24 protein-coding genes are annotated in these 22,934 nt (G+C 64.8%); 7 read left to right on the forward strand and 17 right to left on the reverse strand.

Annotated elements, in window-relative coordinates; translation table 11 throughout:
• Positions 1-88: 88 nt before the first annotated feature.
• Genes RT662_RS09600 through nuoG form a run of 12 tightly spaced genes read right to left on the reverse strand, consistent with a single transcriptional unit; the run spans position 89 to position 13,020 of the window.
• A complete protein-coding gene (locus tag RT662_RS09600) occupies positions 89-382 on the reverse strand; it encodes a DUF1467 family protein (protein WP_313670492.1) in 294 nt (97 codons plus the stop codon).
• Positions 379-2,025: a ribonuclease J gene (locus RT662_RS09605; RefSeq protein ID WP_313670493.1), complete on the reverse strand. Its 1,647-nt coding sequence runs from the start codon at positions 2,023-2,025 to the stop codon at positions 379-381. The genes RT662_RS09600 and RT662_RS09605 overlap by 4 nt, the downstream gene beginning before the upstream one ends.
• A complete protein-coding gene (locus RT662_RS09610; protein ID WP_313670494.1) occupies positions 2,025-2,813 on the reverse strand; it encodes a type III pantothenate kinase in 789 nt (262 codons plus the stop codon). Before RT662_RS09610 ends, RT662_RS09605 begins: the two co-directional genes overlap by 1 nt.
• A 15-nt stretch (positions 2,814-2,828) precedes the next feature.
• The gene (locus RT662_RS09615; RefSeq protein WP_313670495.1) at positions 2,829-3,527 is read right to left on the reverse strand and encodes a biotin--[acetyl-CoA-carboxylase] ligase; all 699 of its coding nucleotides are present in this window, start codon (positions 3,525-3,527) and stop codon (positions 2,829-2,831) included.
• On the reverse strand, positions 3,524-4,984 hold the full coding sequence (gene nuoN, locus RT662_RS09620) for an NADH-quinone oxidoreductase subunit NuoN (RefSeq protein WP_313670496.1): 1,461 nt from the start codon (positions 4,982-4,984) through the stop codon (positions 3,524-3,526). The genes RT662_RS09615 and nuoN overlap by 4 nt, the downstream gene beginning before the upstream one ends.
• A complete protein-coding gene (locus RT662_RS09625) occupies positions 4,984-6,534 on the reverse strand; it encodes an NADH-quinone oxidoreductase subunit M (RefSeq protein ID WP_313670497.1) in 1,551 nt (516 codons plus the stop codon). Before RT662_RS09625 ends, nuoN begins: the two co-directional genes overlap by 1 nt.
• Complete coding sequence (gene nuoL / locus RT662_RS09630) at positions 6,534-8,546, reverse strand: NADH-quinone oxidoreductase subunit L (protein WP_313670498.1); 2,013 nt, start codon at positions 8,544-8,546, stop codon at positions 6,534-6,536. Before nuoL ends, RT662_RS09625 begins: the two co-directional genes overlap by 1 nt.
• 2 nt (positions 8,547-8,548) lie before the next feature.
• On the reverse strand, positions 8,549-8,854 hold the full coding sequence (gene nuoK, locus RT662_RS09635) for an NADH-quinone oxidoreductase subunit NuoK (RefSeq protein WP_303812184.1): 306 nt from the start codon (positions 8,852-8,854) through the stop codon (positions 8,549-8,551).
• Positions 8,851-9,465: an NADH-quinone oxidoreductase subunit J gene (locus RT662_RS09640; protein ID WP_313670518.1), complete on the reverse strand. Its 615-nt coding sequence runs from the start codon at positions 9,463-9,465 to the stop codon at positions 8,851-8,853. Before RT662_RS09640 ends, nuoK begins: the two co-directional genes overlap by 4 nt.
• Positions 9,462-9,950: an NADH-quinone oxidoreductase subunit NuoI gene (gene nuoI, locus RT662_RS09645; protein WP_409530154.1), complete on the reverse strand. Its 489-nt coding sequence runs from the start codon at positions 9,948-9,950 to the stop codon at positions 9,462-9,464. The genes RT662_RS09640 and nuoI overlap by 4 nt, the downstream gene beginning before the upstream one ends.
• Positions 9,950-10,996, reverse strand: a complete 1,047-nt coding sequence (gene nuoH, locus RT662_RS09650) for an NADH-quinone oxidoreductase subunit NuoH (RefSeq protein WP_409530155.1) — start codon at positions 10,994-10,996, stop codon at positions 9,950-9,952. The genes nuoI and nuoH overlap by 1 nt, the downstream gene beginning before the upstream one ends.
• Positions 10,997-11,013: 17 nt before the next feature.
• Positions 11,014-13,020 carry an NADH-quinone oxidoreductase subunit NuoG gene (gene nuoG / locus RT662_RS09655; protein ID WP_313670500.1) on the reverse strand — a complete coding sequence of 669 codons (2,007 nt, stop codon included), beginning with the start codon at positions 13,018-13,020 and terminating at the stop codon, positions 11,014-11,016.
• Between the two features lie 284 nt (positions 13,021-13,304).
• On the opposite strand from nuoG, the gene RT662_RS09660 reads away from it, so the two are divergent.
• Positions 13,305-13,676 (forward strand): STAS/SEC14 domain-containing protein, encoded by a 372-nt coding sequence (locus RT662_RS09660; RefSeq protein ID WP_313670501.1) that lies wholly within the window; start codon positions 13,305-13,307, stop codon positions 13,674-13,676.
• A gap of 29 nt (positions 13,677-13,705) precedes the next feature.
• On the forward strand, positions 13,706-15,028 hold the full coding sequence (trmFO, locus tag RT662_RS09665; RefSeq protein WP_313670502.1) for a methylenetetrahydrofolate--tRNA-(uracil(54)-C(5))-methyltransferase (FADH(2)-oxidizing) TrmFO: 1,323 nt from the start codon (positions 13,706-13,708) through the stop codon (positions 15,026-15,028).
• Between the two features lie 3 nt (positions 15,029-15,031).
• On the opposite strand, the gene RT662_RS09670 is transcribed toward trmFO, so the two are convergent.
• From RT662_RS09670 to RT662_RS09685, 4 genes are all read right to left on the reverse strand, one after another.
• Positions 15,032-15,487: a histidine kinase gene (locus tag RT662_RS09670; protein ID WP_313670503.1), complete on the reverse strand. Its 456-nt coding sequence runs from the start codon at positions 15,485-15,487 to the stop codon at positions 15,032-15,034.
• A 51-nt stretch (positions 15,488-15,538) separates the two neighbouring features.
• Positions 15,539-16,144, reverse strand: a complete 606-nt coding sequence (locus RT662_RS09675; RefSeq protein WP_313670504.1) for a squalene/phytoene synthase family protein — start codon at positions 16,142-16,144, stop codon at positions 15,539-15,541.
• 4 nt (positions 16,145-16,148) lie between these two features.
• Complete coding sequence (locus RT662_RS09680; RefSeq protein ID WP_022680117.1) at positions 16,149-16,538, reverse strand: VOC family protein; 390 nt, start codon at positions 16,536-16,538, stop codon at positions 16,149-16,151.
• Between the two features lie 73 nt (positions 16,539-16,611).
• Positions 16,612-17,853, reverse strand: a complete 1,242-nt coding sequence (locus RT662_RS09685) for a serine hydrolase domain-containing protein (RefSeq protein WP_313670505.1) — start codon at positions 17,851-17,853, stop codon at positions 16,612-16,614.
• 65 nt (positions 17,854-17,918) lie between these two features.
• Between RT662_RS09685 and RT662_RS09690 the strand changes: the two genes are divergently transcribed.
• The gene (locus RT662_RS09690) at positions 17,919-19,004 is read left to right on the forward strand and encodes an anhydro-N-acetylmuramic acid kinase (protein ID WP_313670506.1); all 1,086 of its coding nucleotides are present in this window, start codon (positions 17,919-17,921) and stop codon (positions 19,002-19,004) included.
• Here RT662_RS09690 and RT662_RS09695 read toward each other — a convergent pair.
• Positions 19,001-19,648, reverse strand: a complete 648-nt coding sequence (locus RT662_RS09695) for an alpha/beta hydrolase (protein WP_022680120.1) — start codon at positions 19,646-19,648, stop codon at positions 19,001-19,003. The two genes, RT662_RS09690 and RT662_RS09695, sit on opposite strands and share 4 nt — an antisense overlap.
• Positions 19,649-19,713: 65 nt before the next feature.
• Between RT662_RS09695 and RT662_RS09700 the strand changes: the two genes are divergently transcribed.
• Genes RT662_RS09700 through RT662_RS09715 form a run of 4 tightly spaced genes read left to right on the forward strand, consistent with a single transcriptional unit; the run spans position 19,714 to position 22,927 of the window.
• Positions 19,714-20,805: a cysteine desulfurase family protein gene (locus RT662_RS09700; protein ID WP_313670507.1), complete on the forward strand. Its 1,092-nt coding sequence runs from the start codon at positions 19,714-19,716 to the stop codon at positions 20,803-20,805.
• Positions 20,802-21,932 (forward strand): cysteine desulfurase family protein, encoded by a 1,131-nt coding sequence (locus tag RT662_RS09705; protein ID WP_313670508.1) that lies wholly within the window; start codon positions 20,802-20,804, stop codon positions 21,930-21,932. Before RT662_RS09700 ends, RT662_RS09705 begins: the two co-directional genes overlap by 4 nt.
• 19 nt (positions 21,933-21,951) lie before the next feature.
• Positions 21,952-22,284 carry a 2Fe-2S iron-sulfur cluster-binding protein gene (locus RT662_RS09710; RefSeq protein ID WP_313670509.1) on the forward strand — a complete coding sequence of 111 codons (333 nt, stop codon included), beginning with the start codon at positions 21,952-21,954 and terminating at the stop codon, positions 22,282-22,284.
• 43 nt (positions 22,285-22,327) lie between these two features.
• On the forward strand, positions 22,328-22,927 hold the full coding sequence (locus RT662_RS09715; RefSeq protein ID WP_313670510.1) for a hypothetical protein: 600 nt from the start codon (positions 22,328-22,330) through the stop codon (positions 22,925-22,927).
• Positions 22,928-22,934 lie beyond the last annotated feature (7 nt).

Here is a 22,934-nt window from a genome sequence, read left to right on the forward strand (position 1 = left end):
GCTGGCCTGCGCCAGCATGACGGGAGCTTTTGATGCAGGATGCGCTCAAACGAACGGGTGCAGGGTCTGCGACCCTGCCCGCCGGAGGCTACCCTGCCTTCACGGGCGCATAGGGACCGCGCGTGCGCCAGAAAGGCACGTCATCAACGCCGATCCAGCCAAACTCATAGTTGGCCATGAACAGGCCGAAGATCACGCCGCTGATGAGCGTCGTCCACAGCAGTTTCTTGCCGATCATCGGGTTGCTGGGGGCGGAGCTGGCTTGGCCGGGCACGGGCTCGCTGCCGTCTTCTTCGGTCGTGCGCACGCCGAAGGGCAGGACGGCAAAGAGGGTGAGCGTCCAGAACAGCAGGTAGATGGCCAGGGCGGATTGCGGCTTCAAAGACGCGTCACCTGCACATCCGTCACCGGTTTCTTGCCGGTCCATTCGCGGGCAACGCGGCGCACGGCAACGCGGATGGCTTCGGCATAATGCTCCGGCCGTTTCGGATCGCCCTTGGCGGCGGCCTTTTCAGCAGCTTCGGCGCATTCGGCGAGGAAGTCGTCCTTGTCTTCCTCCACCGGGACGCCGTGCGTGCTCACCTTGGGCGTGGCCGCAGGCAGGCCGTTCTTGCCGATGACAACGCTCACCGCGATCAGGCCGTAATTGGCCATGCGGCGACGTTCGACGATGGTGGCGCCATCGGCCGGCAGGATGACATCGCCATCCAGCACCAGCCGCCCGGCCGGTTCGTGGGAGAGCAGTTTCGGCCCATCGGGCGCCAGGCGGATGGCGCTGCCATTGATCGGCACCATCGTTTTCGGCACGCCGCATTCCTTGGCCAGCTTGGCATGTTCTTCCATGTGGCGGCGTTCGCCGTGCACGGGGATGGCGATTTCGGGCCGGATCCATTCATACATGGCTTCCAGTTCCGGCTGACCGGGGTGGCCGGATACGTGCACATGGGCCTGTTTTTCGGTGATGACGTCGATGCCGCGCGTGGCCAGCGCGTTCTGGACGCGGCCGATGCTGAGTTCGTTGCCGGGGATCTGCTTGGAGGAATAGACGACGAGATCGCCCGGCTCCAGCCGCAGTTTCGGGTGGCTGCCTTCGGCAATGCGCGACAGCGCCGCCATTGGTTCGCCCTGCGCGCCGGTGCACAGGATCAGCACCTTGTTGCGCGGCAGGCTCATCGCCGTGTCCCAATCGATGGGTTCGGGCAGGTCTTTCAGATAGCCAGTGGCGCGGGCGACGCCGACGATGCGGTCCATCGAGCGGCCGGCGAGCACAAGTTCGCGGCCACAGGCCTTGGCAACGGCACCCAGCGTGCCGAGGCGGGCGGCGTTGCTGGCAAAGGTCGTCACCAGCACGCGGCCGGATTTGCGCGCCTTGACGACGCGCATCAGGCCATCGCGCACATCGGCTTCGCTGCCGGAGGCTTCGGGGTTGAAGACGTTGGTGCTGTCGCCAATCAGCGCCAGGATGCCGCTGTCGCCGATGGCAGTGAGTTGCGCTGCGGACGCTGGCGTGCCCATCTGCGGCGCATCATCCAGCTTCCAATCGCCCGTGTGGAAGATGCGGCCATAGGGCGTATCGATGATGAGCGCATTGCCTTCCGGGATCGAGTGGGCCAGCGCGACGTAGGTGAAACCGAACGGGCCCAGCTTGAGTGTGCCGCCCATCGGAATGATCTTGAGCTTCACCTCGTCCTGCAGCCCTTCTTCCTCCAGCTTCTTGGCGATCAGGCCGGCGGTGAACGGGGTGGCATAAAGCGGCACCTTCAGATCGGCGGCGAGATAGGGGATGGCGCCGATATGATCCTCGTGGCCGTGGGTGAGCACAATGCCGAGCAGATCCTTGCGGCGCTCCTCGATGAAGGCGAGATCGGGCAGCACCACATCGATGCCCGGATAACGCGGATCGCCGAAGGTCATGCCGAGATCGACCATCACCCATTTGCCCTGGCAGCCATAGAGGTTGACGTTCATGCCAATCTCGCCGGAGCCGCCCAGGGGCAGGAAAATCAACTCGTCACCAGGGGTCATTATGTTGGGTTCTTTGCGTTCAATTGGTGGAGGCGGATGAGACCCTTGATGGTCAGGTCGCCGTCGACATGGGCTATGGCAGTGGTGTGGCGTTGGAACAAGGTGGCAAGACCGCCCGTGGCGATCACGGTGACCGGGCCGACGATCTCTTGGCTCAGGCGTGTCACCAGCCCTTCGATCAGGCCGACATAGCCCCAGAACACGCCTGACTGCATGGCATGAACGGTGCCCTTGCCAATGGCGCCCTGGTTGCCCGGTGGTGGTTCGACGGCGATACGCGGCAGCTTGGCGGCGGCCTGGTAGAGCGCGTCCATCGACAGGTTGATTCCCGGCGCGATGGCGCCACCCTGATAGGCACCATTGGCTGATACCACATCGAAGGTGGTTGCGGTGCCGAAATCGACGATGATCAGATTGCCCGGCCACAGTGCATGGGCAGCGACGGCGTTGACGAGGCGATCGGCGCCGACTTCGGCCGGGTTGGGCAAGGCGATGGTCAGCCCCAGGTTGATGGCGCCAATGGCGACGACCTCGGGTTCGACGCTGAAATATTTGCGGCACAGGCGCTGCAGATTGAACAGGGTCTGCGGCACCACGGTGGAGATGATGGCGGCATCGACACTGCCCATGGCGACGCCTTCCAGCGCCATCAGCTGGTGCAGCCACACGGCATATTCATCCGCCGTGCGCTGGCCATCGGTGGAGATGCGCCAACGTTGGGCGATGACATTGCCATCGCACAACGCGAAGACGATGTTGGTATTGCCGACATCAATGGCGAGCAGCATCGGGCCTCTCCCGGTTCACAACGCGAAGACTTCACCGGCGTGGATGGCACGCGTGGTGCCATCGTCAAGCTGCATCAATAGCGCGCCATCGTCGGCAAGGCCGGTGAACAGGCCTTCCGGGCTTTCGCTGCCGAGCCGGGCGACGATGCGGCTGCCGACGCCTGAAGCGCGCCTCAGCCAGGCGGTGCGGATGGGGGCGAAGCTGTCGCGCGCCCAGATGTGGCGCCAATGGGCGAAGGCGGCGGCCAGTTCGTCGAGCAGCGCCGCCGGCGTGGGCACGGGAAGGCCGGCGGCGGCGAGGCTGGTGGCGGGCCGTTCGGTGGCATCGGGGTGATAGACGAGATTGACGCCCATGCCGATCACCAGCGCCTCCCCCTGCCGTTCGAGCAGGATGCCGGAGCATTTGGTGCCGTCCAGCAGCACGTCGTTCGGCCATTTCAGGGTGAAGCGCGCCGGCTGGCCGGTGAGCGCGGCCAGCGCATCGTGCAGGGCCAGCGCGGCGACGAAGCTGAGTTGCTGAACCGGGCCATCGGCCTTCACCAGCACGCTGCCCATGAAGTTTCCGGCGCCATCGTTCCACACCCGGCCGCGGCGGCCACGGCCGGCGGTCTGGCGATCGGTGATCACCCAATGGCCATCGGGTAGCGCTTCGGCGCGGGCCAGCAGCCAGTCGTTGGTGGAACCGACCTCGGTGAGGTGGGTGACGCTGCTCAAGCCGGGAAGAGTGCCGCAGCGGCGCGGGCGGTGGCGGCGACCAGCGGCGAGATGGCCAGCATGCCGATGGGCGAGCAGAACAGCGCGCACGCCGCGATCATGGCGCCGTTGACCGCGCTGCCTTCCGTGGCCAGCGACACGACGGGCTCATCGAAATACATGATCTTGATGAGGCGCAGATAATAGAAGGCGGCGATCACCGAAGCGACGAAGCCGATCAGCGCCAAAGCGATCAGGCCGGAGGCAATGGCGGCCTGGAACACCGCGAACTTGGGCCAGAAGCCGAGCAGCGGCGGGATGCCGGCGAGGCTGAACATGAAGATGGCGAGCGCAGCGGCGAGTTTCGGCTGGGTTTTCGACAGGCCGGCGAAATCGGCCATGCTTTCGACCGGGCTGCCATCGGGGCGGCGCAGTTGCAGCACGACCAGGAAGCTGCCCAGCGTCATCGCGACATAGACGGTGACATAGAAGAGCAGCGCCGAAATACCGGCCGGGGTTCCGGGCGTGAGGCCGACAAGCGCGAAACCGATGTTGGCGATCGACGAATAAGCCAGCAGGCGCTTGATGTTGGTTTGCGCGACGGCGGCGACGGCACCCAGCACCATCGAGGCGATGGCGATGAAGATCAGGATCTGCTGCCAATCGGCGGCGATGTTACCCGGGAAGGCGACGATCATCACCCGCGCCAGCAAACCCAGCGCGGCAGCCTTGGGCGCGGCGGAGAAGAAGGCGGCCACGGGGGTTGGCGCGCCTTCATACACGTCGGGCGTCCACATGTGGAACGGCACGGCGGAGACCTTGAAGGCCAGACCGGCCAGAATGAAGACGATGCCAAACAGCAGGCCGATGGAGCGTTCAGTCTGGCCGGAAACGACGCCGGCAATCACGTCGAGCTGGGTGGAGCCGGAGAAGCCGTAAATCAGCGTGACGCCGTAGAGCAGGATGCCCGAGGCGAGCGCGCCCAGCACGAAATATTTGAGGCCGGCCTCCGCAGAACGGTCATCCTGCCGATGGAAAGCCGCCAGCACGTAGGAGGGCAGCGCGGCGAGTTCGAGACCGACATAGAGGGTAAGCAGATCATTGGCCGAAACCATGATCGTCATGCCCAGCGTCGCCAGCAGCAGCAGCACCGGATATTCGAAGCGGCCCGATCCGCTCTCGTTCAGCCACGGCAGCGCCAGCAGCACCGAGGCCGCAGACGCCGCAAGGATGATGACCTTCAGGAAGGCCGAGAAATCATCGGCGACATAGAGGCCATCGAACGCGCGGGTCATCCCGGCGGGCGCATCAAGCAACGTGAAACCGGCCAACGCGAGGATGGCGACCGCGAACAGGCTGGTGACGGTGAGGGCCTTGCCCTTGGCCGAGAAGGTGCCGAGCATCAGCGCGGCAAGGCTGCCGAGCGTGAGCACGGTTTCCGGGCCGGCGATGGCGATGGAGGTGAAGATCGGGTGCATCAGTGGTGGCTCTCTGCGGCGTGCGCCGGGGCCGCAATCGCAGACAGCGCCGGCGACAATGTCATGTCGGTCGGCACGGTGGCGAGTTCACGGCCCTCCAGACGCGCGACGACTTCGGCAATGGCCGGCTTCATCGGGGCCTGGAAGCTTTTGGGATAAATGCCCATCCACAGCGTCGCGAGGATGATCGGCACCAGGATGGCGATTTCGCGTGGCGACAGATCCGGCATGGCGCGCGTGTCGTCACCGGCGGCCTTGCCATAGGCGACGCGAGCATAGAGCCACAGCATGTAAGCCGCACCCAGAATGATGCCGGTGGTGAGCACGAAGGTCGCCCAGGTGCTGGTTTGGTACATGCCCAGCAGCACGAGGAATTCCGCAACGAAACCCGACGTGGCCGGCAGGCCGACGCTGGCCATGGTGAAGAACAGCAGCACCAGCGCATATTTGGGCATGGTATCGGCAAGGCCGCCATAGCGGCCGATCTCGCGGGTGTGGAGCCGGTCGTAGATCACGCCGACGCACAGGAACAACGCGCCGGAAACCAGGCCGTGCGACAGCATCATCACCATGGCGCCTTCGATGCCCTGGGTGTTGAGCGCGAACAGGCCGCCGGTGACAAACGCCATGTGGGCGACGGACGAATAGGCGATCAGCTTCTTCATGTCCTGCTGCACCAGCGCGACCAGCGAGGTGTAAACCACCGCCACCATCGACAAGCCGAACACCAGCCAGATCAGCTGCGCGCTGGCATCGGGGAACATCGGCAGGCTGAACCGGATGAAGCCATAGCCCCCGAGCTTCAGCAGCACGCCGGCAAGAATGACGGAGCCGGCCGTGGGTGCTTCGACGTGGGCATCGGGCAGCCAGGTGTGCACGGGCCACATCGGCATCTTCACCGCGAACGAGGCGAAGAAGGCGAGGAACAGCCAGAACTGCGCTTCCTTGGGGAAATCGGTGCGGCTGAGTTCGCCAATGTCGGCGGTGCCGGCGAAATTCACCATCCACAGCATGGCGACCAGCATCAGCACCGAACCGAGCAACGTATAGAGGAAGAATTTGTAGCTGGCATAGATGCGCCGGGCGCCGCCCCAGATGCCGATGATCAGGAACATCGGGATCAGGCCGCCTTCGAAGAACAGGTAGAACAGGAACATGTCGCGCGCCGCGAACGTCCCGATCATCAGCGATTCCATCAGCAGGAACGCCGCCATATATTCCGGCACGCGCTTCTTCACCGCGACCCAACTGGCCAGAACGCACAGCGGCATCAGGAACACCGAAAGCTCGATCAGCATCAGCGCGATGCCATCGATGCCGAGTGACCAATTGAGGAACGGCGCAAACAGCGGCAGGTTTTCTGTGAACTGGAAGGCCGATGTCGTCTGATCGAACTGTGTCCACAGCCAGATGCCGAGGCCGAATTCCACAAGTGTGGTGACGAGGGCCACGACACGGGCGCGGCCGGCGCGTTCTTCATCGCCACCGGGCAGCGTTGCCACCACCAAGGCTGCCACCACCGGCAGCAGGATCATGAAACTCAGGATCATCAGCGCATCATCCAGGCGGCAGCGGCGGCCAAGCCGACCAGCATCACCAGTGCGTAACTATAGACGTAACCCGTCTGGAAGCGTCGGGCGAGGCCGGCACCCATCACCACCATGTCGGCAGCGCCATTGGGGCCGAAGCGGTCGATGGTCTGTTGATCACCGCGCGTCCAGAACAGGCGGCCAAGCCACAGCGCCGGCTTCACGAAGATCGCGTCGTACAGCTCATCGAAATACCATTTCCGCAGCAGGAACTGGTAGAGACCGGGCACTTCTTTCTGCCACCAGATCGGGATCGACGGCTTGTTGAGGAACACATGCCAGGCAAGACCGAGGCCAAGGAAGAAGGCCACCGACGGCGTGTAGACCACCCAGGCCGGCACTTCGTGCATGGCGTGCATCAGATGCTCGCGGAAAGCGAGGCTGCCGCGCCAGAAACCGGCGCCTTCTTCGGCACCAACGAAGCTCTCATGCCACACCCAGCCGGCCAGCAGAGCGCCGGTGCCGAGCACGAACAGCGGGATCAGCATCGAAAGCGGGCTTTCGTGCGGGTGATAACCAGCGGTGCCGTCATCATGGGCGTGATCGTGCGCGTGGGCATGATGATCGTCATGGCCGTGGCCGTGATCACCGTGCGCGGCGTGCTGGATATGCTCGGATGCGGCCCAGCGCGGTTTGCCGAAGAAGGTGAGGAACACCAGCCGCCACGAATAGAAGCTGGTCAGCGCCGCCACGAACGCGCCAACGAAGAAGGCAAACATGCCGTGGCTGGTACCGCTGGCAAAGGCGGCTTCCAGGATCGCGTCCTTGGAATAATAGCCGGCGGTGAAGAAGAAGCCGGTGAGCGCCAGCGTGCCGATCGTCATCATCCAGAAGGTGATGGGGATATGCTTCCGCAGGCCGCCATAGAAGCGCATGTCCTGCTCGTGGTGCATGGCATGGATCACCGAACCGGCACCCAGGAACAGCAGCGCCTTGAAGAAGGCGTGGGTGAACAGGTGGAACATGGCCGCGCCATAGGCACCGCTGCCGGCGGCGAAAAACATGTAGCCGAGCTGCGAGCAGGTCGAATAGGCGATCACCCGCTTGATGTCGTTCTGCACCATGCCCACGGTCGCCGCGAACAGCGCCGTGCAGGCACCGATCACGCAAACAACGGCCTGCGCGGTGGGGCTGGCTTCGAACATCGGGGACAGGCGGCAGACCATGAACACGCCAGCGGTCACCATGGTGGCGGCGTGGATCAGCGCGGAAACCGGCGTGGGGCCTTCCATGGCGTCGGGCAGCCAGGTGTGCAGGCCCAACTGGGCGGACTTGCCCATGGCGCCCACGAACAGCAGCAGGCACAGGCAGGTCATCACGTCGACTTGGCTGCCGAGGAAGCTGAACGTCTGGCCGCTGTGCTGCGGCACGGCGGCAAGGATGGCGTCGATGGAGACGGTGCCGAACACCATGAAGGTGCCGAAGATGCCAAGGCTGAAGCCGAAATCGCCGACACGGTTGACCACGAAGGCCTTGATGGCGGCCGCGTTGGCCGAGGGCTTGTGATACCAGAAACCGATGAGCAGATAGGAGGCGAGGCCCACCCCTTCCCAGCCGAAGAACATCTGGACGAGGTTATCAGCCGTCACCAGCATCAGCATGGCGAAGGTAAAGAGCGAGAGATAGGCGAAGAACCGGCTTTGCGACGGGTCTTCCTCCATGTAGCCCCAGCTATAAAGGTGAACGAGCGCCGAGACGCTGGTGACGACGACCAGCATGACCGCGGTGAGCGTATCGACCTTCAGCCCCCAATGCACGCTGAGCCCGCCGCTTTCGATCCAGTCGAGCACCGGCACGGTGTAACCGGCGGTATCGTTCAGCCAGAAACCGGTGAAGATCACCCAGGCCAGCGCGGCCGAGAAAAAGAGCCCCCCAGTGGTGAGTGCCTTGGCCGCGGTGTGGCCGATGATACGCCCGCCCAGACCGGCGACAAGCGCAGTGAGCAAAGGCAGGAAGACGAGGATGGTGATCATCGTCAGCCCTTCATCAGATCGGCTTGATCAACCGCCACCGTACCGCGGCCGCGGAAATAGATGACCAATATGGCAAGGCCGATCGCGGCTTCGCCCGCCGCCACGGTGAGCACGAACATCGCGAAGATCTGGCCGTGCACCTGGTGCAGGAAGGCCGAGAAGGCGACGAGGTTGATGTTCACGGCAAGCAGGATCAGTTCCAGCGCCATCAGGATGATGATGATGTTGCGGCGGTTCAAAAAGATGCCGAACACGCCCATCACGAACAGCGCGGCCGAAACGGCGAGATAATGGGTGAGGCCGATCACAGTTCGACCCCTTGGCCAAGGCCAGCCTTGCCAACGCCGAGCGTGCCGGCCGGCGTGCGCGCGTTCTGCACGGCGATATCCTGTTTCCTGGTGCCGATGCGGCGGCGGTGGGTGAGCACGATGGCGCCGATCATCGACGCGAGCAGCAACAGCCCGGACATGGAGAAGACGAAGAAATAACGGGTATAAAGCTGGCTGCCGATCCACTGCGTGTTGGTCATGCCTTCTGGCGGGCCAGCGAGCGCTTCATGCAGGATGACGCCCTGCCCCGGCTGCCAGCCGGTGGCGACCAGCAGCACCTCGGTGAGAATGATGCCGGAAATCGCGAGGCCCAGCGGCAGATTCTTCAGGGCGCCGCGCTGCAACGCCTTGAAATCAATATCGAGCATCATGACGACGAACAGGAACAGCACGGCGACGGCGCCGACATAGACGATGACCAGCAGCATCGCCAGAAACTCGGCGCCGAGCAGGATGAACAGGCCGGCAGCGTTGAAGAAAGCGAGGATCAGCCAGAGCACGCTGTGCACCGGGTTCCGCGCGGTGATCACCATCAGGCCGCTGGTGAGCAGCAGGCCGGCGAACAGATAGAAGGCAAACGCAGCCATCAGCGCCACTCGCTGTCTGCAGCGATGTTGCTGGCGATTGCGCGTTCCCACTTCTCGCCGTTGGCGAGCAATTTGCCCTTGTCGTAGATCAGCTCTTCGCGGGTTTCGGTGGCGAATTCGAAGTTCGGCGTTTCGACGATGGCATCCACCGGGCAGGCTTCCTGGCACAGGCCGCAATAGATGCACTTGGTCATGTCGATATCGTACCGGGTGGTGCGGCGGCTGCCGTCGATGCGCGGTTCGGCTTCGATGGTGATGGCCTGGGCCGGGCAGACGGCTTCACACAATTTGCAGGCGATGCAGCGCTCTTCCCCGTTGGGATAGCGGCGCAGCGCATGTTCACCGCGGAAGCGCGGCGAGATGGGGCCTTTTTCGAACGGGTAGTTGATCGTCACCTTCGGGCGGAAGAAATAGCGCAAGGTGAGCCACATGCCGGAGACGAACTCCAGCAGCAGCAGCGACTTGGCGGAACGGAGCAGCGCAAACATCAAAGGGCTCCCGGCGCGGTGGCAAAATGGCCGGTGAACATCAGCCAGCCCGACACCACGATCACCCAGAACAAGGACAGCGGCAGGAACACCTTCCAGCCCAGCCGCATCAGTTGGTCATAGCGGTAGCGCGGCACGGTGGCCTTCACCCAGGCGAAGACGAAGAACATGAAGGCCATCTTCACCAGGAACCAGACGAAGCCGGGGATGAGGTAAAGCGGCGCCCAATCCAGCGGCGGCAGCCAACCCCCTAAGAACAGGGTGGGAATCAGCGCGCACATGAAGAGGATGTTGGCATATTCGCCGAGGAAGAAGAGCGCGAAGCTCATCGACGAATACTCCACCTGATAGCCGGCAACGAGCTCGGCTTCGGCTTCGGGCAGATCGAACGGAGGGCGGTTGGTTTCGGCCAGCGCGGTGATGAAGAACATGATGCCCATCGGGAACAGCAGCGGGTTGAAGATGTTGCCATTCAATATGCCCAGCACATTGCCCTTCTGGCTCATCACGATGTCCGACAGGTTGAGGCTCTGCGCGTACATCATGACCGCGACGAGGATGAAGCCCATCGAGACTTCGTAGCTGACCATCTGCGCTGCCGAACGCAGGCCACCCAAAAAGGCATATTTGGAGTTGGAGGCCCAGCCCGACATGATGATGCCGTAAACGCCCATCGAGGAGACGGCGAAGACATAGAGCAGGCCGACGTTCAAATCGGCCAGTACCAGCCCGGCATCGAACGGCATCACCGCCCACACCACCAGCGCCAGCGTGAAGCTGATCATCGGGGCGAGCAGGAACACGCCGGTCGATGCGCCGGTGGGGATGATGGTTTCCTTCAGGAACAATTTGGCGGCGTCCGCAAAGGTTTGAAGCAGACCGAACGGGCCGACCACGTTGGGGCCGCGCCGCATCTGCATCGCTGCCCAGATCTTGCGATCGGCATAAACCGCCAGCGCCACGCCAACCATCACCGGAAAGGCGATGGCGAGGATGAGCGTCAGATTGGCGAGGAACCAGCCAAGGCCCTGCCCGAACTGTTCGATGAACCAGCCAGTGTAGGTCATTCGGCGGCCTCCTGCACAACGATGAGCGAGGAGACACAGGCGGCCATGGTGGCACTGGCGCGGGCCACCGGGTTGGTGAGGTGGTAGTTGCTGTAGGCCAGATGCAGCGCGCCCTGCACCGGGGCGGCGTTCACGGCTGGCAGGGTGCCCACACGGGCGATCAGGCCGTCGCGAGCCAGATCCGGCCAATCGGCGGCGATTCGGCGGCGCAGGGCCGACAGATCGTCATAGGGCAGTTTCTGGCCCAGGACGGAGGACAGGGCGCGCAGGATCGTCCAATCTTCGCGGGCGTCACCGGGCGGCTGTGTGGCTTTCAGTGCACGCTGCACGCGGCCTTCCATGTTCACATAGGTGCCGGGCTTTTCGGTGTAGGCAGCAGCCGGCAGGATCACATCGGCATGGCGCACGCCGTGATCGCCATGCGTGCCGATATAGACGGTGAAGCGTCCGGACATCACGTTGACTTCATCGGCGCCAACCAAGAACAGCGCCTTCACACCGGTATCACCGAGCAGGGCGTTGACGCCGCCTTCGACAGCCAGGCCCAGCCGCAGCGCGCCAGCGCGGGCGGCCGCGGTGTGGACGAGGTTGAAGCCGTTCCAGCCATCTTTCACCACACCCAGTTGTGCGGCAGCGGCGCGGGCGGCGGCATAGAGGCCAGGTGTTTTCAGCGCGCCCATGCCGACGATGATCGCCGGGCGCTGGGCAGCGGCAAAAGCGGCAACAACGTCGGCCGGCAGATTGCCAAGCAGCGCGGCATCGTCGCCAAGCTGGGTGATCGGGAAACTCAGATCCGCAACCGGGCCGATATTGAACGCCTTGGCGCCGCCCTTCTTCACGGCCTTGCGCAGCCGCACATTGAGCAGCGCGGCTTCCAGACGGGGGTTGGTTCCGACAAGCAGGATCGCGTCGGCCGTCTCGATGCCGGCCAGGCCCGTATTGAACAGCCAGTTCGCCGGTTCGGCCGTATCGAACAGCGCACCATCCTGGCGGCTTTCGATGCGGGTGGAGCCCAGCTGCCCAAGCAGATCGCGCAGGGCCACCATGTCTTCCACGGCGTTCAGATCGCCAACGATGCCGGCGATTTCGTCACCCTTCAGCCCATTGAGGCCGGCGGCGATGGCGGCAAAGGCTTCCGCCCATGTCGCCTTCTGCAACTTGCCGCCAACGCGCACCCACGGCGTGTCGAGCCGGCGTTCGGACAGGCCATCAACGGCAAAGCGGCTCTTGTCGCCCAGCCATTCCTCGTTGACGTCGTCGTTCAGGCGCGGCGTCACCCGCAGCACGGCGGCGCCGCGGCTGCCGACAACGATGTTGCTGCCGATGGCATCCATCACGTCGATCGAATCGGTTTTCTTCAGCTCCCACGGCCGCGCCTGGAAGGCATAGGGCTTGGAAGTGAGCGCACCGACCGGGCACAGATCGATCACATTGCCCGACACTTCGGAGGTGACGGCCTTTTCCAGATACGACGTGATCTGCATCGATTCACCCCGGCCGATGGCGCCGATTTCCTCGACGCCGGCCACTTCCTCGGCAAAGCGCACGCAGCGGGTGCAATGGATGCAGCGCGTCATCACCGTCTTGATGAGTGGGCCCATGTATTTCTCGGTGACCGCCCGCTTGTTCTCGTCATAGCGGCTGGCGCCCTTGCCGTAGGTAAGGGACTGATCCTGCAGATCGCACTCGCCGCCCTGATCGCAGATCGGGCAATCGAGCGGGTGGTTGATGAGCAGGAACTCCATCACCCCTTCGCGGGCCTTCTTCACCTTTTCGGTGCGGGTGTGAATCACCTGGCCATCGGCGGCCGGCATGGCGCAGCTGGCCACCGGCTTGGGCGATTTTTCCATGTCCACCAGGCACATGCGGCAGTTGCCGGCAATGGACAGGCGCTCGTGATAGCAGAAACGCGGGATTTCGGCGCCGGCCGCTTCGCAGGCCTGCAACACCGTGGCGCCATTGGGCACCTCCACTTCGATCCCGTCGACGGTCAATTTCGGCATAACGTCAACCTTGCCGGATATGCCGCTGAGGGGCCCGGCCGCAAATTGGCCGCACGTGCATAAAGATCACTTCCAAAAGGGACGGCATCGCACCGCCGTCAGACCGTTGGGGGTATAGCGACCACCATTGGCCATGGGAAGGCCAAAGAGCGACATTCTGCCGCGCCGCAGCATTTTTCGCAGGGGTGTTTGAGGTGCTTACCGCACTGCGGCAGGCGATTGCCAACAATCCTTATTGCGATGCGCCAATGGCTTGGCATGCTGATGCCCTTGGGAGGATCGCGATGCTCAGCATGACCTGCGACGATGATGCCGGCTTCATCGAGGTGGTGGTCGATGGTGCCATCACCCGCGCCGATTACGAGGCGGTTGTCACCGCGGTGGACCAGTTGCTCACCCGCCATCGCCGCATCGATTTCGTGGAAGTGGTACGGCGGATCGGGCCGATTGCGCCCGAAGTCTGGTGGCGCGACATCGTCTTTCATCTTCATCACCGCGACTTCCTGCACCGCGCCGCGGTGGTGTCAGACAGCGGCTGGGTCGGCCCGCTCGTGCGCCTGTTTGCGCCCTTCTATCCGGCCGAATTGCGCTGCTTCCCGGAAGCGGCGCTGGACGCCGCCCGTCGATGGGCGCGCGGCGCCGACGACGCTGGATAATCGCGGCGGCCTGCCGCATAGGGCAGGCCATGACCAAGCCTGTTCACATCATCGGCGGCGGCCTCGCAGGATCGGAAGCCGCATGGCAAATTGCCGAAGCCGGCATTCCCGTCATCCTCCACGAAATGCGCGGGCCGCATGGTACCGACGCGCACAAGACTGACGGGTTGGCCGAACTGGTCTGCTCCAACAGCTTCCGCAGCGATGATCCCGACAACAATGCCGTGGGCCTGATCCATCAGGAAATGCGGGCGCTGGGCAGCATCATCATGCGCGAGGCCGACAAGGCGCGCGTACCGGCCGGATCGGCACTCGCTGTGGACCGGGACGTTTTTTCAGATGGCGTGACCGCAACGCTGGCAGCTCACCCCAACGTGACAATCGTGCGCGAGATGATTGCCGGCCTGCCGCCGGAAGACTGGGACAGCGTGATCATCGCCACCGGGCCGTTGACCGCGACTCCGTTGGCCGAGGCCATCCGCGATCTGACCGGGCAGGATGCGCTGGCGTTTTTCGACGCCATTGCGCCGGTGATCCATTTTGAGTCCATCAACCTGGAAACCGCCTGGTTTCAGAGCCGTTGGGACAAAGGTGGCCAGAAGGATTACCTCAACTGCCCGATGGACAAGGAACAGTATGAGGCCTTCATCGATGCGATGCTGGCCGCTGAAATGGCCAGCTTCAAGGAGTGGGAGGCCAACACCCCTTATTTCGACGGCTGCATGCCGATCGAGGTGATGGCCGAACGTGGCCGCAATACGCCGCGGTTCGGCCCTATGAAGCCGGTGGGCCTGACAAACCCCGCCACTGGCCGACGCGCCTGGGCGGTGGTGCAACTGCGGCAGGACAATGCCCTGGGCAGCTTGTGGAACATGGTCGGGTTCCAGACCAAGATGAAGCATGCCGAACAGGTGCGGGTGTTCCGCATGATTCCGGGGCTTGAGAATGCCCAGTTTGCCCGGCTGGGCGGCCTGCACCGCAACACCTTCATCAAATCGCCGGTGCTTCTGGATGAGACCCTGCGCCTAAAACTGCGGCCCGGAATCCGTTTTGCCGGCCAGATCACCGGCTGCGAAGGCTATGTTGAAAGCGCCGCGGTTGGCCTGATGGCAGCGCGTTTCGCCATTGCCGAACGACAGGGCCGCGAACCGGTGCCGCCGCCGGCGACAACGGCGCTGGGCGCCCTGCTCCACCACATTACTGGCGGCGCCGAAGCCGCGACCTTCCAGCCGATGAACGTCAATTTCGGCCTGTTCCCTGCGCTGGAGACGGCAGTGAAGAAGGATCAGCGCAAGCCGGCCCTGGTGTCGCGGGCGCGGGCTGATCTCGCCAACTGGATGCAAGTGGCCTGAGCCTCATTCCTCGCCCGGCGGCGGGCAGACGCAGGCGGCTTTCGGCTTGCGTTTCATCGCCGTGGTCGCAAATTCGCGGGGGGTAAGCGCACCATCGGCATTGCGATCGGCGCGGGTAAATTTGATCGAAGTGGCGACGGCGAATTCCTCGAAATCCAGCCGGCCATCCTTGTTGCGGTCAGCCCGCTCAAAGCTCTTGCGCCGATTGGCGAGAAATTCGCCGCGATTCACATTGCCATCCTTGTCCTTGTCGTAGCGGCGCAGCCGGCGGGCTTCGCGCTCGGCGTCGGACAGGGGGGAATTCGGCGCCTCCAGCGGCGCTGCGGCCGCGTCTGTCGCCGGCGGATCAGCACTGGCCAAGGCGGCAGCGGACTGGGTGACAGGCGGCGCGCGCCAGATGATCAGGCCGGCGCCCAGCAGGCCAACCAGAGCCACGACAAAGCCAAGGATGCGGCGCACTTCACTGCTCCCACCATCGCCAAGACCCTGAATGCCGAGCGATACGCTGCCTCAGCGCCCCAGTGCAACCACCTTGAACATTAACGCCTGCCGGGCCAGCGTGCCGCGCGGTTCGAGCGGGCGGCCGGCGGCGGCATGGGCGGCATCGCGTGCCTTCAATTCTAATAGGGCGCGCAGCGGGCGCAGCAGCACCGATGTGCGGTCGGGCGGGCTTTGCGCCAGCGCCAGCGCCCGGCCCAGATACTCACCCTCGGCCGGATCGGCGCCGAGCAGCCGCGCAGCCAGGGTGAACAGGCGCACGCAACCACTCGCACTGCCGGCCGCATCGCCGTTCAGCCGGGCCAGCCAGCCATCTTCCAGACCAGCCAGATCCGAACCCGAAAGCCGCGGCAGCGTGCGAGCCTGCAGCGCCTGCAACAGCGGCTGCGCCGGGGCAGGCTGCGTATCGAGCTCGATCAGCCGATCGCGCCACCAGGCGAGACGAATCTCGCCCAGCAGGGGCTCCGTGGTGGTGGCCACCAGCTGCGCCAGTTCCGCGTCAAGGGCCAGCAGCGCGACCAGGCCAGGGCGGGCCGGCGCTGCCGCATAGAGGCAGGCCAGCCATCGCTCCCGGTCGCGCTGCTTCAGTTCATCGGCAATGATCGACAGTGGATCCATCCGATCAGGCAGGCCCCACGCGGAAGGCGCACAATTTGTTGCCATCGGGATCGCGGAAATAGGCGCCGTAGAACGCCTGCGGGCCTTCCTCGCCACGCACGCCGGGGGCGCCTTCATCGGCAGCGCCGGCGGCCAGCGCGGCGGCGTGCATGGCATCGACCTTGGCCCGCGTGTCCAGCACCAGCGCGATCATGGTGCCGTTGCCGGCAGTGGCGGGCTGGCCATCATAGGCCGGGCCAACGCCCAGCATTGGGGCTGTCCAGCTGGTGCCCCAGCACACGGCGCCGGTGGGGAATTCCATCAGGCGGCTGATGCCAACACTGGCGAACAGCGCATCGTAAAAGGCAAAGCTGCGCGGCAGATCATTGCTGCCGAAAAGGGCGTAACCGATCATACGAATCCTCCTTTGGCCACCATGGCCGGCAAACGGTGACACAGGCATTGCAGCGCGGCCATTATTTGGCAGGTCATCGTGCCAGTTCCGCCATGATGATGCCTTCCGCCGCGCTGAAACTGGAGGCGACATGGGGCGATTTGAAGGGATCATCGCTGCTGCCGGTGAGCGCATAGGCAAACACACGGCCGCGCCTTTGATCAACCCACAGACCGGCGAGCAGGCCATAGGCTTCGCCCAGATGGCCCCACCAGCGCGCGCCCTTCACCGGCTGATCGGTCGCCCCGGCACGGCCACTGAGGCAGTGCGGGCCGGCACCGTAGCACAGCATCTGGCCGTGATAATCATCGCCGGGCACCGCCCCGCCGGCCTGCCAGACCGGGGTGAACATGGCGTTGACCGTGGCGGGTTTCAGCAGCCGCACGCCGCCAAGTTCGCCGCCACGCAACAGCAACTGACCGATGCGGGCGAGATCGGGGATGCTGATCCTGAGGCCACCCTGCGGCGAGAAAATCGTGCCGTTGCTGCCGGGATTGTAGGCCGCCAGATCGCAGGCCGCATTGGCGCGCACCGGACAATGTGTGCGCAGGCCTTTCAGGTCATCAACCTGCGGCACCCACGGCCCGGCCGGGTTCCAGGCCGTTTCATCCCGGCCCTTGCGGTAGAGCACGGCGGCGCGGGTGATGGCAGCATCCGACGCGCCCTGCCAGTTGTAGCCGGCGTCGATCTTCAGCGGCGCCAGCACCAGCCGGGTCATCAACCGGTCAAAGCGTTCGCCCGTGGCCTTTTCCATCACCGTGGCGATAAGGCCGTAATTGAGATTGGCATATTCGAATCGCTTGCCCGGCGCGCCCGCGCCCCAATGCTGCGGGGTGAGCTTGTCCTGCAGCTTTTCTTCCAGCGCAAAGCCATAGCCCGGCCCATCGACGATACCACTGGTATGCGACAGCAGCTGGCGCAGCGTGACCGGCGTTGCCGGGTGGGCGGGGTGGCGCAGTTGCCAGCCGAGGTACAGGCTCACGTCTCGATCGAGATCGAGCTTGCCCTGCTCCACCAGCCGCCACACCGCGATGGCGGCGACGAGTTTGGAGATGGAGGCGACGCGGATCACGCTGTCGGTCTGGAGCGGGCGGCCAGCGGCGATATCGGCAAGGCCATGGGCTTCGGCGCGGATGACGCTGTTCTTGTCGGCCACCACGCCGACGACGCCCGAAAGCTGCGGCGCGCGGGGCTCTATGCCGGCGACCAGAGCCGACAGCGGATTGGCAGCGGCCGGGCTGGCCAGCAACAGGCAGAGAGCGAGAACGGGGCGCATCGCGGGCTTCATAGGCAGCGATTGCGGGCATGGCCAGCCGGCATCGGCTGCGCTAGCGTAGCGCGATGACGACAAGACTTGCCATCGGCCTGATGTCCGGAACCTCGATGGACGGTATCGATGCCGCGCTGGTGGAAACCGATGGCGAAGGCGTGGTGAACCCTATCGCCTTCATGTTTTTCCCCTATGAACCGGATTTCCGCCCGCGCCTGCGCGCCGCCATGGCTCGCGCGCTGGAAATGCACGCCCCGGCCCGCGATGCGTTGATCGACGCGGTGGAACAGGAATCAACTGGCCTGCACGCCATGGCCGTGCACCGCCTGCTCGCTGCCACCCACACGCGGCGCGATGATGTGGCGGTGATCGGCTTTCACGGCCAGACCATCGCGCACCGGCCCGACCGCAAGTGGACCTGGCAGATCGGCTGCGGCGCGACGCTGAAGGCCGCGACGCGCATCCCTGTCGCCTTTGATTTCCGCAGCGCCGATGTCGCCGCCGGCGGCCAGGGTGCGCCGCTGGCGCCGGGCTATCACCGGGCGCGATCGGAGGAGCTGGGAAGGCCGCTGGGCGTGCTCAACCTGGGCGGGGTTGGCAATCTCACCTGGTTTGCAGCGGACGGCAGTTGGGGCAGTTTCGACACTGGCCCCGGCAATGCGCTGATCGATGATTGGGTGCGCGCCCACACTGGCCGCAGTTACGACGAAGACGGCAAGGTCGCGGCCAGCGGCATGTGCCACGACAATGTGCTGCAAACCTTGTGCGATAATCCGTGGTTCGATGCGGCCCCGCCCAAATCGCTGGACCGCAACGCCTGGGATATCGGCGCCTTGCGCGGCCTCTCACCCGGCGACGGCGCGGCCACTTTGACGGCGTTCACGGCCGAGACGGTGCGCCTTGCCCTCACCCACGTGCCGCCGATCGGCCGTCTGCTGGTGACGGGCGGCGGGCGGCTCAACCCAGTGCTGATGGCCGAACTCGCACAGCGTTGCGTCGCGCCCTGCGATGCGGTGGAGGCCGTCGGCTGGAACGGCGATGCGCTGGAGGCCGAGGCGTTCGCGTGGCTGGCCGTGCGTGTGCTGGATGGCAAGCCGCTCAGCTGGCCGGAGACGACCGGAGTGCCAGTGGCAATGACCGGCGGGCGGGTGGCTTAACGCCCGCCGTTGGCCAGCCGCATGTCCAGGTAGCCATCCACCTCGCCCATCAGCAGGTCCATTTCGTTCTGGAAGAAGTGGTTGGCGCCGGGGATGGTGCTGTGATGGATGGTGATGTGGCGCTGCGTCTTCAGCTTGTCCACCAGCTTGAGCACGGCAGATGGCGGCACCACTTCGTCGTTTTCGCCGTCCACGATGATCCCGCTCGACGGGCACGGCGCTAGGAAGGTGAAATCATACATGTTGGCCGGCGGCGCGATCGAGATGAAGCCCTTGATCTCCGGCCGGCGCATCAGCAGCTGCATGCCGATCCAGGCGCCGAAAGAAAAGCCGCCCACCCAGGTGGTGTGGGCTTCCGGGTTGAACTGCTGCAGCCAATCGAGCGCGGAGGCGGCATCAGACAATTCGCCAATGCCATTGTCGAACGTGCCCTGGCTGCGCCCGACACCGCGGAAGTTGAAGCGCAGCGTCGCAAAGCCGCGGCGCACGAAGCTCTGGTAAAGCGCCAGCACGATCGGGTGGTTCATCGTGCCCTGTGCCGGATGCGGCTGCAGCAGGATAGCGACCGGCGCACGCGGGCCGGCGCCCGGCTGGTAACGGCCTTCGAGACGCCCTTCAGGGCCGGTAAGAATGACTTCGGGCATGCTGCTCCCAATTCTGGTGCAAGGCGGCTGTTGCGCCCTATATGGCCTGCAGAGGCCGAGTTGCAATGAAAAGCCGAATCTATCTCGATCATGCCGCCACCACGCCGGTGAGCGATGCCGCACGTGCGGCTGTCGTGAAGGCGCTGGGGCTGACCGGCAATCCGTCCAGCGTGCATGGCGGCGGCCGTGCGGCCAACGCACTGCTGGAAAGCGCGCGCGATGCCGTGGCGCACTTTGCCGGGGTGGCGGCAGAGAATATCGTCTTCACCAGCGGCGGTACCGAAGCGATTGCGCTGGCTGCGAATGGTGCGCGCTTGAGCGGCCCGGTTCGGCCGCGATTGCTGGTGGGCGCGACCGAGCACAGCGCGGTGTTGCAGGCGCGCGATCATGCGCAGCTGCTGCCGGTCGACGGCGACGGCCTGATCGATCTGGCGGCGCTGGCGGCGGCGCTAAAGGATTGCCCGGCACTGGTGGCGGTGCAGGCGGCGAATAATGAGACCGGGGTGATCCAGCCGCTGGAGAAGGTCGCGGCGCTGGTGCGGGAAGCCGGCGGACTTCTGCTGGTGGATGCGGTGCAAGCGGCGGGCAAGATGGCACTGCCTGATGCGGATTTCATCGCACTTTCGGCCCATAAACTTGGCGGCCCGCCCGGTGTTGGTGCGCTGATCGTGCGCGATCCCGAAAGCCTGATCGCCATCCAGCGCGGCGGCGGGCAGGAACGCGGGCATCGCGGCGGCACGCCCAATCTGCCCGGCATCGCGGGCTTTGCGGCAGCGGTAGCAGAATCGCACGACTGGACTGCCGTTGCTGCCCGGCGGATCGCGCTGGAAACACGGTTGAAAGCCGGCGGTGCCCTCATTCACGGCGAGGCCGCGCCGCGCCTGCCCACTATCAGCAGCATTGGCTTGGGCGGCGTGGCGGCATCAACGCAGGTGATGATGCTCGATCTGGACGGCTTCATGGTCTCCGCCGGCGCGGCCTGTTCGTCGGGCAAGGTCAAATCCAGCCATGTGCTCGCTGCGATGGGGCTTGGGCCAGCGGCGGGCGAGGCCATTCGTGTCAGCCTGTCGCCGGCCACAACCGATGCCGAGATTGACGCATTCGCCGCCGCCTGGCTTGCCATGGCGGCCCGCCTCGGCCGAAAGGGCGCGGCATGAACATGCCGATTTACCTTGATTATGGCGCGACAACGCCGCTTGATCCCGCCGTGGCTGCCGCGATGGAGCCGTGGGGGGTGGACGGCTTCGGCAATCCGCACAGCGCGCATCTGTGGGGCTACAAGGCCAAGGCAGCAGTTGAACTGGCGCGCGAACAGATCGCTGGCCTTATCAATGCGCCCGCCGAAACCATCGCCTTCACCAGCGGCGCCACCGAAAGCAACAACTGGGCGTTGAAGGGCCTGCTCACCGCGCCAGGGCAGACGCGGCGGCGCATCGTGACGCTGGCGACGGAGCACAGCAGCGTGCTGGAAACCGCCCAGTATCTCGCCAGCATCGGCGCACATCTCACGATCGTCCCGGTGCGCGCGAATGGCGTGGTTGACCTCGGCGATCTCGAACGCGCGCTGGGCGAGGATGTGGCGCTGGTCTCGGTGATGGCAGTGAACAACGAGATTGGCGTGGTGCAGGATCTGGCCGCGATCTCTGCCTTGGCCCACGGCGTTGGCGCAGTGTTCCACGTTGATGCCGCGCAAGGGTTCGGCAAGGTGCCAATCGATGTCGACGCCATGGGCATCGATCTGATGAGCATCACCGCCCACAAGATCTACGGCCCCAAGGGTGTCGGCGCGCTCTATCGCCGGCCTTTCACCGTGATCACACCGCTGCTGCACGGCGGTGGCCAGGAGGATGGCCGATCGGGCACGCTGCCCACTTCATTGATCGCCGGGCTGGGCGAATCAGCGCGTATCGCCGCCACCCGCATGGCCGCCGATCACGCCCATGCCCTGATGCTGCGTGAACAACTGCTGGCGGCGCTGACCGTGCAGAGCCAGATCAACGGCGATCTGCAACAGCGCTGGCCGGGCAACCTCAACCTGTCGTTCCCTGGCGTCCCCGTGCCGCTGCTCCCGCACCTGCCAGGCCTTGCCATCTCTTCCGGTTCAGCCTGCGCCGCGGTGACCGGGCGGGCCAGCCATGTGCTCACCGCGCTTGGTTTGCCCGAGACACAGGCCAAGGCCTCACTGCGGCTCGGCTTTGGCCGTTTCACCACGAATGCCGAGATCGAAACCGCCGCCACCCTGATAAATGCTGCAGTGCGGCAAAAACTTGCAGAAGCCGGCTGATCACGGCACATTGCTTGGCATGGCCCGCATCCGCTTCATTTCCGCCGATGGCTCACGGGAAGCTATCGCCGAAAGCAAACCCGGTGATCGCCTGCTCGATGTGGCGCAGGCGCATGGCATGCCGCTGGAAGGCACGTGCGAAGGCGCGATGGCCTGCTCCACCTGCCATGTCTATCTGGTTGGCGGCGATGTCGAAAAATTGCCACCGCCGGCCGAAGAAGAAGAAGACATGCTGGATTTCGCCGCCGGCGCCAACCGCCAGAGCCGGCTGGCTTGCCAGGTGAAATTGACCGCTGATATCCACAGTCTCGACGTGAAAATCCCGCGCAGCGTGGTCGACAACAGCCGTTGAGGCTGGCAAACCGTCCCATAATGATAATACGGGGAGCCGCTTGATGTCTGCGTTACTTGTCGCGCTGCTGTTGCAGGCGGCTGATACTGCCCAACCGCCCGCTGTACCGCCACCACCTGCCACTGCCGCCGCAACAACCACCGATACGCCGGTGCCGGCCAGCGCCGACAGCCCGGAAGAGATCGCCAAGGACAGCGCCCGCGATCTGAAGGACAGCCGCTATTACAACAAGCCCGGTGCCACCCGCGCCGACTATGACAAGGATTGGCAGGAATGCCGCCTGATCGCCCGCGGCAGCCGCACGCCAGGTGGGTCGCCAGTGGTGGTGTATAATCCGGCCATCATCTCGCCCGCCGCTGCCGCTGCCGGCGGCCTGATCGGCGGGCTGATTGCCGGCGCCATTGCCGATGGCGAAACCCGCCGCGCCAATCGCCGTTCCTGCCTGATGTATCGCGGCTGGCGTGTGGTGGAAGTGACGGACGCGCAGGAAAAGCTGTTCCTCACCATGCCGGATCCCGAACGCGAAGCCTGGTTCAACCGCATGCTGGGCGCCGAGAATCCCGAAGGCAAATCGGTGACGCGCTGGAACAATGATTTCGCCGTCACACCTGCGCTGGCCGCCGCGCCGCCACCCAAGCCCTGAATCAGAG

Origin of the sequence: Sandarakinorhabdus sp., assembly GCF_032115815.1 — a bacterium.
Classification (GTDB): Bacteria; Pseudomonadota; Alphaproteobacteria; order Sphingomonadales; family Sphingomonadaceae; genus Sandarakinorhabdus.

What these genes read in the sequence shown, in the direction of transcription:
- RT662_RS09605 (WP_313670493.1), bottom strand. Translation starts at nt 2,025, where the DNA reads ATGACCCCTGGTGACGAGTTGATTTTCCTGCCCCTGGGCGGCTCCGGC.
- RT662_RS09610 (WP_313670494.1), bottom strand. Translation starts at nt 2,813, where the DNA reads ATGCTGCTCGCCATTGATGTCGGCAATACCAACATCGTCTTCGCGTTG.
- nuoN (WP_313670496.1), bottom strand. Translation starts at nt 4,984, where the DNA reads ATGCACCCGATCTTCACCTCCATCGCCATCGCCGGCCCGGAAACCGTG.
- RT662_RS09625 (WP_313670497.1), bottom strand. Translation starts at nt 6,534, where the DNA reads ATGATCCTGAGTTTCATGATCCTGCTGCCGGTGGTGGCAGCCTTGGTG.
- nuoL (WP_313670498.1), bottom strand. Translation starts at nt 8,546, where the DNA reads ATGATCACCATCCTCGTCTTCCTGCCTTTGCTCACTGCGCTTGTCGCC.
- nuoI (WP_409530154.1), bottom strand. Translation starts at nt 9,950, where the DNA reads ATGTTTGCGCTGCTCCGTTCCGCCAAGTCGCTGCTGCTGCTGGAGTTC.
- nuoG (WP_313670500.1), bottom strand. Translation starts at nt 13,020, where the DNA reads ATGCCGAAATTGACCGTCGACGGGATCGAAGTGGAGGTGCCCAATGGC.
- RT662_RS09660 (WP_313670501.1), top strand. Translation starts at nt 13,305, where the DNA reads ATGCTCAGCATGACCTGCGACGATGATGCCGGCTTCATCGAGGTGGTG.
- trmFO (WP_313670502.1), top strand. Translation starts at nt 13,706, where the DNA reads ATGACCAAGCCTGTTCACATCATCGGCGGCGGCCTCGCAGGATCGGAA.
- RT662_RS09675 (WP_313670504.1), bottom strand. Translation starts at nt 16,144, where the DNA reads ATGGATCCACTGTCGATCATTGCCGATGAACTGAAGCAGCGCGACCGG.
- RT662_RS09680 (WP_022680117.1), bottom strand. Translation starts at nt 16,538, where the DNA reads ATGATCGGTTACGCCCTTTTCGGCAGCAATGATCTGCCGCGCAGCTTT.
- RT662_RS09685 (WP_313670505.1), bottom strand. Translation starts at nt 17,853, where the DNA reads ATGCGCCCCGTTCTCGCTCTCTGCCTGTTGCTGGCCAGCCCGGCCGCT.
- RT662_RS09690 (WP_313670506.1), top strand. Translation starts at nt 17,919, where the DNA reads ATGACGACAAGACTTGCCATCGGCCTGATGTCCGGAACCTCGATGGAC.
- RT662_RS09695 (WP_022680120.1), bottom strand. Translation starts at nt 19,648, where the DNA reads ATGCCCGAAGTCATTCTTACCGGCCCTGAAGGGCGTCTCGAAGGCCGT.
- RT662_RS09700 (WP_313670507.1), top strand. Translation starts at nt 19,714, where the DNA reads ATGAAAAGCCGAATCTATCTCGATCATGCCGCCACCACGCCGGTGAGC.
- RT662_RS09705 (WP_313670508.1), top strand. Translation starts at nt 20,802, where the DNA reads ATGAACATGCCGATTTACCTTGATTATGGCGCGACAACGCCGCTTGAT.
- RT662_RS09710 (WP_313670509.1), top strand. Translation starts at nt 21,952, where the DNA reads ATGGCCCGCATCCGCTTCATTTCCGCCGATGGCTCACGGGAAGCTATC.
- RT662_RS09715 (WP_313670510.1), top strand. Translation starts at nt 22,328, where the DNA reads ATGTCTGCGTTACTTGTCGCGCTGCTGTTGCAGGCGGCTGATACTGCC.